General features: G+C 70.5%; 11 protein-coding genes. All 11 read right to left on the reverse strand.

What is annotated here, in order from left to right:
• Positions 1 to 2: 2 nt before the first annotated feature.
• The 11 genes from ABGB11_RS34130 to ABGB11_RS34180 are packed head-to-tail and all read right to left on the reverse strand — an operon-like array spanning position 3 to position 12,868.
• A complete protein-coding gene (locus tag ABGB11_RS34130) occupies positions 3 to 1,166 on the reverse strand; it encodes an aminotransferase class I/II-fold pyridoxal phosphate-dependent enzyme (RefSeq protein WP_347639601.1) in 1,164 nt (387 codons plus the stop codon).
• A complete protein-coding gene (locus ABGB11_RS34135) occupies positions 1,159 to 2,802 on the reverse strand; it encodes a rhodanese-like domain-containing protein (RefSeq protein WP_347639602.1) in 1,644 nt (547 codons plus the stop codon). The genes ABGB11_RS34130 and ABGB11_RS34135 overlap by 8 nt, the downstream gene beginning before the upstream one ends.
• Positions 2,799 to 5,165 carry a molybdopterin-dependent oxidoreductase gene (locus ABGB11_RS34140; protein WP_347639603.1) on the reverse strand — a complete coding sequence of 789 codons (2,367 nt, stop codon included), beginning with the start codon at positions 5,163 to 5,165 and terminating at the stop codon, positions 2,799 to 2,801. Before ABGB11_RS34140 ends, ABGB11_RS34135 begins: the two co-directional genes overlap by 4 nt.
• Entirely contained in the window at positions 5,162 to 6,556 is a 1,395-nt protein-coding gene (locus ABGB11_RS34145; RefSeq protein WP_347639604.1) for an amidase, read from the reverse strand. Before ABGB11_RS34145 ends, ABGB11_RS34140 begins: the two co-directional genes overlap by 4 nt.
• Positions 6,557 to 7,168 carry an urea carboxylase-associated family protein gene (locus tag ABGB11_RS34150; RefSeq protein WP_347639605.1) on the reverse strand — a complete coding sequence of 204 codons (612 nt, stop codon included), beginning with the start codon at positions 7,166 to 7,168 and terminating at the stop codon, positions 6,557 to 6,559.
• The gene (locus ABGB11_RS34155; RefSeq protein ID WP_347639606.1) at positions 7,165 to 8,205 is read right to left on the reverse strand and encodes a M14 family metallopeptidase; all 1,041 of its coding nucleotides are present in this window, start codon (positions 8,203 to 8,205) and stop codon (positions 7,165 to 7,167) included. The genes ABGB11_RS34150 and ABGB11_RS34155 overlap by 4 nt, the downstream gene beginning before the upstream one ends.
• Positions 8,202 to 8,969: an ABC transporter ATP-binding protein gene (locus ABGB11_RS34160; RefSeq protein ID WP_347639607.1), complete on the reverse strand. Its 768-nt coding sequence runs from the start codon at positions 8,967 to 8,969 to the stop codon at positions 8,202 to 8,204. Before ABGB11_RS34160 ends, ABGB11_RS34155 begins: the two co-directional genes overlap by 4 nt.
• Positions 8,959 to 9,738: an ABC transporter ATP-binding protein gene (locus tag ABGB11_RS34165; protein ID WP_347639608.1), complete on the reverse strand. Its 780-nt coding sequence runs from the start codon at positions 9,736 to 9,738 to the stop codon at positions 8,959 to 8,961. The genes ABGB11_RS34160 and ABGB11_RS34165 overlap by 11 nt, the downstream gene beginning before the upstream one ends.
• Complete coding sequence (locus ABGB11_RS34170; RefSeq protein WP_347639609.1) at positions 9,735 to 10,799, reverse strand: branched-chain amino acid ABC transporter permease; 1,065 nt, start codon at positions 10,797 to 10,799, stop codon at positions 9,735 to 9,737. The genes ABGB11_RS34165 and ABGB11_RS34170 overlap by 4 nt, the downstream gene beginning before the upstream one ends.
• Positions 10,796 to 11,671 carry a branched-chain amino acid ABC transporter permease gene (locus ABGB11_RS34175; RefSeq protein ID WP_347639610.1) on the reverse strand — a complete coding sequence of 292 codons (876 nt, stop codon included), beginning with the start codon at positions 11,669 to 11,671 and terminating at the stop codon, positions 10,796 to 10,798. The genes ABGB11_RS34170 and ABGB11_RS34175 overlap by 4 nt, the downstream gene beginning before the upstream one ends.
• Positions 11,672 to 11,710: 39 nt before the next feature.
• Positions 11,711 to 12,868: an ABC transporter substrate-binding protein gene (locus ABGB11_RS34180; protein WP_347639611.1), complete on the reverse strand. Its 1,158-nt coding sequence runs from the start codon at positions 12,866 to 12,868 to the stop codon at positions 11,711 to 11,713.
• Positions 12,869 to 12,894 lie beyond the last annotated feature (26 nt).

Below are 12,894 nucleotides of genomic sequence, written 5' to 3' on the forward strand. Positions count from 1 at the left end.
GGTCAGGTGAGGGTGAGGGCCGCCTCCATGCGGCCCAGGGCCTCGGCGAGGATGAGGGGCGAGGTCGCGAAGTTCAGGCGGGCCCACGTCGGGCAGGACGCGGCGAAGTCCTCGCCTGCCTGGAGGGCGACGCGGGCGTTCTTCAGAAGGTGCTCGTGAGCAGACCCTCCGCCCGGGGGCAGCTGCGTGAATTCGAGCCACGCGAAGTACGTGCCTTCCGGCATGTGGGCGCGGACGTCCGAATGGGCCGCCACCCAGTCGAAGACTCTGCGGCGGTTCAGTTCGAGGATCTCCAGGACGCCGCCCAGCCACTCGTCCCCCTCGTTCCAGGCGGCGGCCGTCGCGGCGGCGGAGACGCCCGACACCCTGCCGAGCACCCGGTCGGGGAACGTCGCGGTGAAGCGCCGCCGCAGTGACTCGGACCCGAAGTGGACGACCGCGCACCGGAGGCCGCCCAGGTTGAACGTTTTCGTGGCCGACTGGAGCGTGACGGTGGTGGCGCCGGAATCCAGGGCCACCGCGGAGAAGACGGTGTGGGCATGGGGGGCGTACACGAGGTCCGCGTGCACCTCGTCGGAGACCACGACGACTCCGTGTTCGAGGGCCACCTCGGACAGGTGCCGGAGTTCCTCGGCGGTGAACACCCGGCCGGTCGGGTTGTGGGGGTGGCAGAGCAGCATGAGCCGCACGTCGGGGCGCGCGGCCTGCCGGGCGAGCAGGTCGAAGTCGATGGCGAACCCGTCCGGCCCGTCGACCATCGGGACGTCGGCGACCTTCCGGCCGCTCACCTCGACGCTCCGGACGAACGGGGGGTAGATCGGGCTGAGGACGATGACCCCGTCGCCGGGTTCGCTGTAGGCCATCACGGTCGCCGTGAGGCCCTGCACGAGGTCGGCGATGACGGCCGTCCGGTCGGCCCTGGCCTCCCAGCCGAAGCGGGTGCGCATGCGCGCCGCGAAGGCTTCGCCGACACCGCGGTGCTCGGCGTCGAAGGGGTAGGTGAAGGTCCCCGCCCGCGCCGTCTCCAGCACGGCGCGCCTGACCGCCTCCGCGGGCTGGAAGTCCATGTCGGCGAGCCACATCGGAAGCACGTCATCGGCGTAGGTGCGCCATTTCTTGCCTCCGCGGCCGCGTAGCGCGGCCTCGGTGAGCTCCAGGTCAGCCATGGTCCCCTCCGGGAGACCCGTCGGCCTTCGCCAGCATCTCCGTTCCGAGGCGCTCCTCCCAGTCGAGGTAGCGGACCATGTCCTCGCGGTTGCGTTCGAGCAGCTTGGGACGCCGTGCGACCAGTTCCGCGTCTTCCTTGGCCTCGGCCAGCGAGACGTCCGCGCCGTCGAGTCCCTCGTCCGTCGCCCGGCCCGAGGAGATCCACCCGTTGATGCCGCCTCGGAGCACCGAGACGTTCCGGTACCCCATGTCCAGCAGTGTCCTCGCCGCCAGCGTCGAGCGGAGTTCCCGGTCGGAGGCGAGGACGAGGCGGGTGCCGGCCTCCGCGTGGGCACCGATCCGCCGTTCGAGGTCGCCTCGCGGAATCCACACGGACCCCGGGATGTGGCTCAGCGCGTACTCGCTGCTGCGCCTCACGTCGACGAGCACGCCTGTGCCGTCGCGGAGGGCGTCCGACAGTTCGCCGCCGTCGATCGTGGGGACGTCGGGTCCGGAGAACGCGAGGTCGTCCAGGTAGGCGTTCGGATCACCGGTCTCGACGGGGCCGTCGTGCTTCGCGAGGCCGCCCGCGAGCCAGGCGACGCGGCGGTATCCGATCCGCGCCAGGAGCGCGGCTCCGATCCTGGCTCGCGTCTCGGTGCCGGAGTAGCACACGAGGAGCGCGTCGCGGACGGCGAGCTGCTCGTCCACCGCGTTGGCCAGCTGGCCCGCTGGACAGGAGACGGCGCCCGGGATGTGTTCGGCGGTGAATTCGTCGACCATGCGGACGTCGATGACGTAGCAGGGTTCGCGACGTTCACGCAGCGCGGCGAGTTCGGATGCCGGGATGGAGAACGCATGTGTGCCCCGGACGAACCTGTGCGCGAACTCGGCGGATCTCGCCGATCCTTCGGTTTCCGCATCCGAGCCGTTCCACGGCCTCTGCTCCCTTTCGAGCTCACGGCCTGACATGACCCACGCCATCGTCCCGTTGCGGAGGGCGAACACGTTGTCGAAGCCGGCCTGCCGCAGCAGATAGGCCCCGACGATGCTTCGTGTCCGGCCTGCGCAATGGACGATGATCGGCGCGTTGCGGTCGGCCCGTTCGATCCCGGCGTCGAAGACCGTGGAGACGAGCTCGCCGCCGGGGACGTTGTAGGCACCGGGAATGTGCCCCTTGGCGTATTCGCTGGAAGTGCGCGCGTCGAAGATGAGGGGTTCCCCGGCTTCCGCCAGGGCCGCGACCTCGTCAGGCGTGAGCTGCTGGACCTCGTCGGTCACCGAGAGCTTCTCACCGAAGGTCTTGCCGAGGACGTTGACCCCGTAGACCGGTGAATGTCCTTCCGCAGCCCATTGGTCGATGCCGCCCCCGAGGACGCGGACGTCTCGATAGCCCATTTCCAGGCAGGTCCGCGCAGCCAGGACACTTCGATGGTTCCCGGTCGAGTACAGGACGAGGGGGACGTCCTTCCACGGCACCAGCCGTTCGAGGCAGATCTCGATGAGTCCTCGTGGAAGCGGGCAGCTGCCGGGGATCTGGCCGAGTGCGTACTCCCCCCGCTCCCGGACGTCCAGCAGAGCATGGGCGTTTCCTGCGGCGCGCCACCGCTCGATCTCGTCGTAATCGATGAAGACGACCTGGTCTTCGGCACTCATGTGCTGCTCCTGTCTTCCACGGATCGAGGGCGGCTGTCGAAAGCCCGGAGTGAAGGGGATGGTTCGGCACCGGATGGTTCGGCACCGCGCGGGGGCATGTGAACCTGCACGGACGGGGCGGGCCCCTTATGAAGGCGCACGTCGACGCTGACCAGCTGACCGGTGCATCCCTGGGCGAGCCGCGACGTACCGCGGTCGGCGGTCAGGGTGTTCACGTTCCCGTGCCCGCAGGGCGAGTCGACGTCGGAGGGGTCCACGGGGGCGTACCACGCGCCTGTGGAGAGCTGGACGCACCCCTTCTTGATGTCGGACGTGAGGACCGCGCCCGCCAGGCAGCTTCCCTGCGCGCTGCTGATGACGACGACGCATCCGGCCGTGATCTCCCGCCGGGCGGCGTCGTCGGGGTGGATCAGTACGGGCTCGCGCCCGTTGACCTTGCTCTCCTGGCTGGCGGGGCCCATGTCCAGCTGGCTGTGCAGCCGGTGCGCGGGCTGGGACGCCAGCAGGATCAGCGGGTACCGCCCGCTCGGTTCGGCGTCCGGCGGCAGCCAGGTCGGATGGCCCGGGCAGTCGTCGTAGCCGAACGAACGGATCGTTTCGGAGAAGAGTTCGATGCGCCCGCTGGGCGTGTTCAGCCGGAAGGTCTCCGGGTCACGCGCGAAGTCGTGCAGCATGACCTGGTCGTCCGGGACGTCGGGCAACGCGGTGTGGCCCGCCCTCCAGAACTCCTCGAAGGGCGGCGGGGCCGCCCCTTCGCCGGCGACTTCGCCCCGCCAGCGCTCGTAGATCCGGCGCAGCCAGTCACGTTCCGGCGCGTCTTCGGTGAACGCGGACCCGACGCCCATGGCCGCCGCCAGCTCGCTGAACGTCTCGTAGTCCGTCCTCGCGTCGCCGGGCGGGTCGCACGCCTGGTGCATGGCGATGAGGTACGGATCGTTCCGCGAGGCGCCGATGTCCGACCGCTCGAAGGACGTCGCGCTGGGGACGACGATGTCGGCGTGCCCGGCCATCGCGGTCCAGAACGGTTCGTGGACGACGACCGTGTCCGGCATCGCCAGCGCCCGGCGCAATCGCCCGATGTGCTGATGGTGGTGAAATGGATTGCCGCCGCACCAATAGACGAGCCGTGCGTCCGGATAGCGGTGGACGCCCCCGTTGTATTCGAAGCGGGCTCCCGGGTTGAGGAGCATGTCGGCGACCCTCGCGACGGGAATGAACGCGTCGACGGGATTGTGCCCCTGCGGAAGCGTGGGGAGAGGGTTGCGCCGTTGGGGCAGCCCCACGTCGCCCATCGATCCGTAGCCGTGCCCGAAACCGCCCCCGGGCAGGCCGATCTGGCCGAGGACGGCGGCCAGCGCGATCGCCGTCCACGGTGGCTGTTCTCCGTACCGGGCCCGCTGGAGTGACCAGGTGACCGAGACGAAGGTCCGGTTCGCCGCCATCCGCAGGGCCAGCGCGTGGATGTCGGCGGCCGCGACACCGGTGATCCCCTCGGCCCATTCGGGGGTCTTCGGGACTCCGTCCTCCAGCCCGAGAAGGTACGCCTCCAGCCGGTCGTAGCCGGCGCAGCGCGTGCGGAGGAACTCGACGTCGTGCAGGTTCCCGGTGACCAGGACCCAGGCGAGGGCCAGCATCATCGCGACGTCGGTGCCGGGGGTGATCGGGCACCACCGGACGTCGGGTCCGTCCGGGCAGTCGGCCCGCGACGGGCTCACGGCGACGACGGCCGTCCCGCCGTCGATGATCCGGCGCAGGGCCGGCGCGCCGCGGTGCCGGGTGATCCCTCCGGGGGCCACCTGCATGTTCTTGGCGGGCATCCCGCCGAAGGCGACGATCAGGGTGGTGTGCTCGGCGAGCACCGACCAGCCGGTGAGGCCGTGGATCGCGTCCACGCCGGGACCGAGCACGTGGGGAAGGATCACGCTGGACGCGCCCGTGCTGTAGGTGTTGACCGAGCGCGCGTAGCCGCCGATGGTGTTGAGGAACCGGTGCACCTGGCTCTGCGGGTGGTGGAACCGGCCCGCGCTGCCCCACCCGTAGGAGCCGCCGAAGATCGCGGCGTTCCCGTGCACGTCGATGACGCGCTCCAGTTCGGCCGCCAGGAGCGCGGTGAGTTCGGGCCACTCCACACGGACGAACGCGTCGTTCCCGCGTGCACTGCTGGGGCCGGGTCCGTTCTCCAGCCACCCGCGCCGCACCATCGGGTGGCGAATCCTCGCGGAGTGCCCGTTGGCAGGCCCCATGTTGCGGAGCAGGGAGGAAGGGGCCGGATCGAGTTCGTGCGGGTCGACAGCGAGCGCACCGTCGCCCGTCCGGACGCGGAGAGGGCCCCAGTGGGAACTGGTCGGACGGCCGTTGCTCATGTGACCGGCGCCTTCAGCGGCGGCCGGAGGTCGTGCCACCCGGTCGCGTCCTGCACCGTCATGGCGAGGGAGAGGACGTCCAGGTCCTTGCCGGGACCGGCCGCAATCTGGAGCCCCACGGGCAGCCCGTCGGACGCCGTTCCGCACGGAATGGAGACCGCCGGCTGGCCGGTGACGTTGAAGCAGTAGGTGTTGGCGAGCAGCGTGGCCTGGGCCGCCGGCGCCCGGCCGGGGCCGCAGTCGGCGATCCTCGGGGCGGTGACCGGGACCGTCGGGCCGATCACGGCGTCGAAGGGGCGCTGGGCGGCGAGCATCTCCGAGGCGAGCCGCCGCCTTTCCCACTTGGCCTTCCGGTAGAGGGGAGCCGACACCTCCAGGCCGGCCTCCAGCCGCGCCCGGACGTCGTCCCCGTAATCCGCGGGACGATCGCGAAGCCAGCGGCGGTGCACCTGCGCCGCCTCGAACGCCACCACGGCGGCGGTGAAGGCGCGGGCCTCCTCCTCGTGGCGAAGGTCGACCCAGTCGACGGTGGCGCCGAGGTCTCCGAACGTCCTGAGAGCGGAGGTGATGACCTCGTGCACCTCCGGGGAGGCCGCCGCGAGATGCGATCTGACGATGCCGAGGTGCAGCCCCCGCAGCGAGTCCCGCCGGCGAGGGCCTCCCTGGTCGGCGCCGCCGTCCGGCGACACCCTCTCCGCGACCAGGCTCCCCAGGACGTGGGCGCACCCGGCCGCCGTACGGCTGAGCACGCCGACGGTGTCGCAGGACGGGCTGAGCGGGAACACCTTCGTCGTCGGGACGAGGCCCAGGCTGGGTTTGAAGCCGGTCACGCCCGTCAGGGCGGCGGGGATGCGCACCGATCCCCCGGTGTCCGTCCCGAGCGAGGCGCCGCACGCGCCGACGGCGACCGAGACGGCGCTGCCACCGCTCGATCCGCCGCTCACGCACCGCGGGTCCCACGGGTTGGTCGTGGTGCGCGCCTTGACGTTGACGTTGGTGGCGCCGTAGGCGAACTCGTGCATGTTGGTCTTGCCGACGTGCAGCGCTCCGGCGGACGCCAGCCGCCGCCAGGATTCGGCATCGGCCGGGGCCTTCTCGCTGAACCACGAGGATCCGGCCGTGGTCGGCAGTCCCGCGACGTCGATGTTGTCCTTGACGCTCACCCCGAGGCCGGCCAGCGGGCCGGGCGACCCGCGCAGGAGATCGTCCTCCGCGCGCCGAGCGTCCGCGTGGAGGCGCTCGGCGCTGACCGTCACGAACGCACCCGTCTCCGGCTCCCAGCGTTCGATCGCGGCGAGGTGATCCGCGGCGACCTCCGCGGGAGAGGCGTCCCGCCGCAGGACGGCGGCCTGTATCTCCTCCAGGGTGAGATCGGACAGCGATGTGGCCATCTACCTCGCCTCGTCCGGATCGAGGACGGCGACGCCGATCGAGCGGGGGGCGCCGCCGTTGATCGGCATGATGTCCATGGGGCACACCGAGAGGTGCGCGACGAGGTCCCGGAGGGCCCGCAGGCTGACGGAGGAACCGGCGGGCGCCGGCGATTCCAGGAACGTGAGCCGCCCTTCGCCGTCGATCGGCGAGTTCTGGAACAGGTTCAGCGGATCGGGCAGCACCTCCACGTCCCCGTGCCCCTCGGCCCGCAGCGCGGACCGCAGGTTGTCGGCGCAGTTGCGGTGCTCCGGTGCACCGAGCTGCTGGTAGCGCCACCGGTCGCAGGGAGGCATCGTCATGTCGTGGACGCCCGGTGACGAATCGGCGATCAGGGTGATCAGCGGCTCGCGGCGCCTGGTGACGAAGGTGCTTCCCACGACCGGCCGGATCGTGCGGAGGGAGGCGCGCGAGTGGCTCATGGACGCGAACCCGGCCGGGTCGCCCGCCGCGAAGAACCACGCGTCGACGACCTGGCCGCCGAACGTGTTGACCACCTCGATCGTCTGGCCCGACGCGACACGGAAGGTCCCGACGTCGCCGGCTCCGACCGTCGTGAGCTGCCTGGTCACGACGCCTCCTGCAACGGCGCCGTCAGGTCGACGTCGGCCCACTCGGTGGCGACGAAGCCCACGCGGTCGCCGGAGTGGACGATGGGATCGCGCCGGATGCCGATCACGAGAACGGGGGTGGGCAGCGACACCGCCTCCACGACGTCCCCGTACACGTTGCTGATCTCACCGAGCGGCCGCCCCGCGGGCAGCACGTCGCCGGGCTTGGCGAGGGCGCGGAAGAAGCCTCCCTCGGCCGAGGTGACATGGGTCCGCCGCGTCGCCCTGCAGATCGAGGTGGGGCGGTCGATCGGCGCTTCCGGCGGCACGGCCGTCCCCGTCACCGCGGCGAACCGGAGGAGGCCGCGCACCGCCCTGCCGACGGCCGGACGGTCGTTCCTGCCCCCCGCGCCCGCCTCCAGCATGAACGCCGGCTTGCCGAGCTCCATCATCTGGTAGTCCAGCGCCCCCTCGATCGGGCCGGGCAGTTCGCCCGGGCCGGAGATGTCCATCCGGCAGGCGACGCGCAGCTCGAACAGGGCGAGCAGGGACAGCAGGTCGCGTTCCTCGCCGGCCTTCGGATGGAGCTTGTAGACGCCGTAGTTGCAGGCGTCGAGGAACGGGCCCATCGTGTGGATGTTGACGGCGGTGTCGGCGAGCGGCGACAGCTCGGCGAAGAGGCGGTGGGCCAGCCGCTGCGTGCCGAGGAAGTCGGCCCTCCCTGGAAAACTCTGGTCGAGGTCCGTTCCGTCGAACGGGGAGTGCTTCCGCCGATGGTCGACGGCCAGCGGGTTGGCGACGGGCGTCACGATGACATCGCCGCTCAGCGGACGGCCCGAGACGGCCCGGAAGAACTCCGTCGCCACGATGGGCGCCTGGGACTCGTCGCCGTGCACCGCCGCGTTCACCCACAGGCTCGGCCCGTCGCCCGTGCCGCGGGCGATCAGGTAGGGGATGCCGATCGCGTTGCCGCTCGCCAGCCGGCCGACGTCCATCAGCCCTCGGTCGACCTCTCCCGGAGCCATGCGGGCGAGGTGGTCGGCCACCGTTGCGTTCATCGGGGGATTCCTCCGGATTTCGAGGGCGAGTCGACGGCACCGGGCCGTCCTCCGAGGAAGACGTTCTTCATCTCGGGGTCGTTGAGGATCTCGTCGGCGGGTCCGCGCCGGTGGATCCGGCCGTCCGTCATGACGACGGCGATGTCCGAGGCGGCCAGCCCCTCGATCACGTTCTGCTCGACCATGACGACGGACACGCCGCCCGCGGCGATCTCCTGGAGCTTGTCGAAGACCTGGCGGCGGGCCTTCGGGGAGAGCCCGAGCGACGGTTCGTCGATGAGCAGGGCCTTCGGGCGCACCACCATCGCCATGGCGATCTCCAGGAGCTGCTGCTGGCCGCCGCTGAGGTTCCCGGCCGCGCGTGCCCGGGCGGCGGCCAGCGCGGGGAACTCCTCCAGCGCCGCCGTGATCGCGGCCGGGCGCTCGTTGCGCGGCAGCGTGTAGGCCCCGAGCCGGAGGTTCTCCAGGACGGTCATCTGCGGGAAGTTGCAGCGGCCCTGCGGAACCAGGCTGATGCCCGCCTTCAAGCGTTTCCAGGCCGGCATCCGGCGGACCTCGGCGTCGCCGATCCGGACGGAGCCCGTGCACCAGCGGGTCAGGCCGTAGATGCCGTTCAGAAGGGACGACTTGCCGGCCCCGTTCGGGCCGACGATGGTCGTGATGCTGCTGTCCGCGAAGCCGTGGGTGAGATCGTTGACGATCGGGACGTCCGCCAGGTATCCGGCGGAGAAGTCGGAGACGCGCAGCCTCGGCTCAGTCTTCATCGTGGTCCGCCTTCCTGCCGAGGAACGCCTCGTACACGGCCGGGTCGTCCCGGATCACCGAGGGCGGGCCTTCCGCGAGCTTCCGGCCGGCGTCCAGGACGACGACCGAGGAGCAGCAGGTGGTGATGAACTCGACGTTGTGCTCGATGATGAGGAAGGTCTGCCCTTCCTTGTTGGCCTGGAGGACGGCGTCGCGGATCAGGTCGATCACGCGCGGGTTGACGCCCGCCAGGGGTTCGTCCAGCATCGCGATCCGCGGCTGCGCCCCCAGCACCGAAGCCAGCGTGAGCAGCTTCTTCTGGCCGTAGGAGAGGATTCCCGCCGGCGCGGCCCGCAGCCGTTCGAGACCGAACAGGGTCAGCCAGGCCATCGCGCGGTCCAGGTCGGCGCGCCCCCGCCGGCCGCGGCGGGGCCGTTTCGCCCCCGTCAGCCCGCGAAGCGCTAGCTCGATGTGCTCGTCCAGGGTGAGCTCGTCGTACAGCCGCACGGTCTGGAAGGTCCGCGCGAGACCTGACCTGGCGATCGTGTGGGGCGCCTTGCCGAAGATGGATCGCCCGTCCAGCGTGATCCGGCCCGAGTCCGGGCGGACGAACCCGGTCATGCAGTCCAGCGCCGTCGACTTGCCCGATCCGTTCGGGCCGATGAGCCCGAGGATCGTGCCCACGGTGAGGGTGAAGTCGACGTCCTGCAGCGCGGCGACGCCCATGAAGGACTTTCCGAGGCCCGCCACCTGGAGCGCGGCGGGTGCCTTCGCCTGAGAAGCGTTCATCGCTGCCCCTCGACTCTCATGGCGCGCAGGCGCCTGTTCACCGCCCGCGTCCGCAGGAGCCCCCCTGCGCCCTGCGGGGCGAACAGGAGCCCCGCGACCAGGATCACGCCGTAGATCACCAGGCGGGCCTCGTCGGCCATGCGGAGGAACTCGGGAAGGGCCGAGAAGACCACGGCGCTGTAGACGACCGGCCAGAAGGTGCCCGCACCGCCGAGGATGACGATGATGAGCATGACCTGCATCAGGTAGAAGTCGAAGATCGACGGGTCGATCGCCGTGAGGCGGAAGACGTGCAGCGCGCCGGTGAGCCCGGTCACGAACGCGCAGAGGGTGAAGACGGCGAGCTTGTAGCTGTTCGTCGCGTAGCCCTGCGCCTTCGTCAGCGGCTCGTTGTCGCGGATGGCGATCATCACGGTGCCCGCGGACGACCTGACCAGCCGGTGCATGCCCCACAGCGCGCATACCGTGAACCCGGCGAGGAGGAGGTAGTAGTGGCGCGGGGTCTCGGCCGCAAGGTGGACCGAGCCGAGGGACAGCTCGGGGGCGGGCAGCCCGAAGATGCCCTGCCTGCCGCCGGTCACGCTGGTCCATTCCGCCGCGACCAGCGCGCAGAGCAGCGAGAAGCTGAGCGTGATGATGGCGAACGCCTCCTGGGACAGGCGCACCGTCACGGCGCCGATCAGGGCGGCGACAGCCGCCGCGACCACGCCCGCGGCGAGGAAGGCGAAGGGCTGCCAGATCCCGGTATGGCTCACGAGCCAGCTGCTCGTGTAGCCGCCGATGCCGACGAAGGCGACCTGCGCGAAGGAGAGCATCCCCACGTAGCCGTAGAGAAGGTTGAAGGCCGTTCCCAGCACCATGAACGTCAGTGCGAGGCTGGCGACGTCGATGTAGTAGTCGTTGGCCACCACCGCGGGCAGCACCGCGAGCGCCGCGGCCAGCACGAGCAGCGGGTGACGCTGGATCGTTCCCATCAGCCGGTTCGCCGGGGACGGCGCTCCCCCATCGGCCGCCGCACCGGTCTTGGTGGCGGAGTCGTGCGCGTTCATGGCCGTGGTCACACCCGCACCTCCTTGGAGAACAGCCCCTGCGGCCGGACGAGCATGATCACGATCATGAAGAGGAAGACGCTGACGCTCTGCGTCATCGCCGACCCGTAGCCGCCGGCGAAGCTCTCCAGGACGCCGACGCCGAAGGCGACGACCACGGCGCCGGGCACGCTGCCCAGGCCGCCGATGACGACGATGGCGAACACCTTGAACACGATCGTGATGCCCATCTGCGGGCTGACCGTGAACACCGGGGCGAGGGTCGCGCCGGCGAGGCCGGCGAGGCCGACTCCGAGCGCCATCGCGAGCCGGCCGATCCTGGTCGGCGAGATGCCGACGACCAGCGCCGCCGTCGGGTTCTGGGAGACGCCGCGCATGGCCCGGCCCACCTGCGTCCGGTTGAGGAACAGGTAGAGCGCGCCGAGGGCGACGACGGCGACCACGACGATGAGCGCCCGGCCCGCCGGGACCATCACCTCCCCCAGCATGACGTGCCCCTGCGGCCGCGCGTCCTCGGAGAGCTGCCGCGGCCCGGCGCCCCACAGCATGATCGATCCGTTCTGGATGATCATGGCGAGGCCAAGGGTGAGCAGCAGGGTCCGGGAGAACGCGCCGTCCGGGGGAAGGCGCCGCAGCAGGCCGTCGTGCAGGACGGTGCCCAGCGCCGCCATGATCCCGGCGCTCAGCAGCAGACCGGCCCAGTAGCCCCCGTGCGGGATCAGGAAGTAGGCGGCGAACGCGCCGAGCATGTACAGGGCGCCGTGGGCGAAGTTCACGACGTTGAGGACGCCGAAGATGACGGCCAGCCCAGCAGCGAGCAGTGCATAGCTGGACCCCAGGATCACCCCGTTGACCAGCAGTTCGAACATGTAGGTCGTATCCACGGGCGGTTACCTCCAACTCCGGCCGGCGAGGCGGCCGGATCAGGTGGTGACGTCGGACTCGATGAAGACCTCGTCTTTCTTCAGCTGGAGGATGAACGCCTTGTCGTGCGCCTGGTTGTGGTCGTCGAACTTGACCTTGCCGCCGGTCAGCGAAGCCATGTCGGTCTTGACCAGGGCCTTCTGGAGGTCGACGGGATCCGAACTCTTCGCCCGCCGGACGGCGTCCGCGATGACCATCACGGCGTTGTAGCCCTCGAAGGACTCGTAGGTCGGCGCGGTCCGGTGGCGGCTCTGGTAGAGCTTGGTGAACTTCGCGTTCTCCGGCGTGTCGATGAGGGAGCTGTAGGGATAGACGCTGGACGAGCCGGCGAACTGCTCCTTCTTGAGGATCTCCAGGTTCTGCCCCTCGAACTCGACCCGTCCGGTCATGGGCAGGCGCAGGCCCGCTGCGGCCGCCTGCCGCAGGAATCCGAGATGGTCGGCGCCCGAGACGTAAAGCGCGACGCCCTCGGTCCCGTTGTTGCGGTACTTGCTGATCTGCGTCGAGAAGTCAGCGGTCCCCTGGGCGACGTAGTCGATGCCGGTCACCCCGAGCCCGTTCTGCTTGAGCGCCGCATCGAGCGCCTTCGCCCCGGTACGGCCGTAGGTGCTGTCCTCTGCCAGGATCGCCAGCTTCCGGATCTTGCCGGCCGATGCCAGGTGGGTGGCCAGCGCGCCGGCCAGCGTCGCGTCGGACGGGTTGATCCGGAACGTGAACTCGTTGCCGCCCTTGCCCGAGGCGGTGGTGATGTCCGGTGACGTGGACGTCGAGACGATGAAGGGCACCCGGTGGCGTTTCGCCAGCGGCATGGCGGAGAGCGTGACCCCGCTGCAGAGCGCGCCGATCACCGTGGACACCTTCTGTTTCGTGATGAGCTTGGTGAGCGAGCTCGCGCCGTCGGTCGGGTTGCACGCGTTGTCCTCGGCGGCGAGCGAGAGCTTGCGCCCGCCGAGGACGCCGCCCTCGTCGTTGATCTGGTCGATGGCGAGCTCGACCCCTCTGCGCTCGTTCTCGCCGAGTGACGCGGCGGACCCCGACAGCGGGGTCGAGAGCCCGATCTTGATCGGCCCCGACGCGTCGCTCCCCGCGGCGCTGCCGCAGCCGGCGGCCGCGAGGATCAGGGCGGCGGACATCGCGAGCGTTCCGGTACACCTCATCTATGCCTCCAGTCGTTCGGGCATCG

The sequence above is a fragment of the Actinomadura sp. B10D3 genome (assembly GCF_039871695.1).
GTDB lineage: Bacteria > Actinomycetota > Actinomycetes > Streptosporangiales > Streptosporangiaceae > Spirillospora > Spirillospora madurae.

Coding starts and splice junctions, on each gene's coding strand:
- ABGB11_RS34130 (WP_347639601.1), bottom strand. CDS start 1,166: ATGGCTGACCTGGAGCTCACCGAGGCCGCGCTACGCGGCCGCGGAGGC.
- ABGB11_RS34135 (WP_347639602.1), bottom strand. CDS start 2,802: ATGAGTGCCGAAGACCAGGTCGTCTTCATCGATTACGACGAGATCGAG.
- ABGB11_RS34140 (WP_347639603.1), bottom strand. CDS start 5,165: ATGAGCAACGGCCGTCCGACCAGTTCCCACTGGGGCCCTCTCCGCGTC.
- ABGB11_RS34145 (WP_347639604.1), bottom strand. CDS start 6,556: ATGGCCACATCGCTGTCCGATCTCACCCTGGAGGAGATACAGGCCGCC.
- ABGB11_RS34155 (WP_347639606.1), bottom strand. CDS start 8,205: ATGAACGCAACGGTGGCCGACCACCTCGCCCGCATGGCTCCGGGAGAG.
- ABGB11_RS34160 (WP_347639607.1), bottom strand. CDS start 8,969: ATGAAGACTGAGCCGAGGCTGCGCGTCTCCGACTTCTCCGCCGGATAC.
- ABGB11_RS34165 (WP_347639608.1), bottom strand. CDS start 9,738: ATGAACGCTTCTCAGGCGAAGGCACCCGCCGCGCTCCAGGTGGCGGGC.
- ABGB11_RS34180 (WP_347639611.1), bottom strand. CDS start 12,868: ATGAGGTGTACCGGAACGCTCGCGATGTCCGCCGCCCTGATCCTCGCG.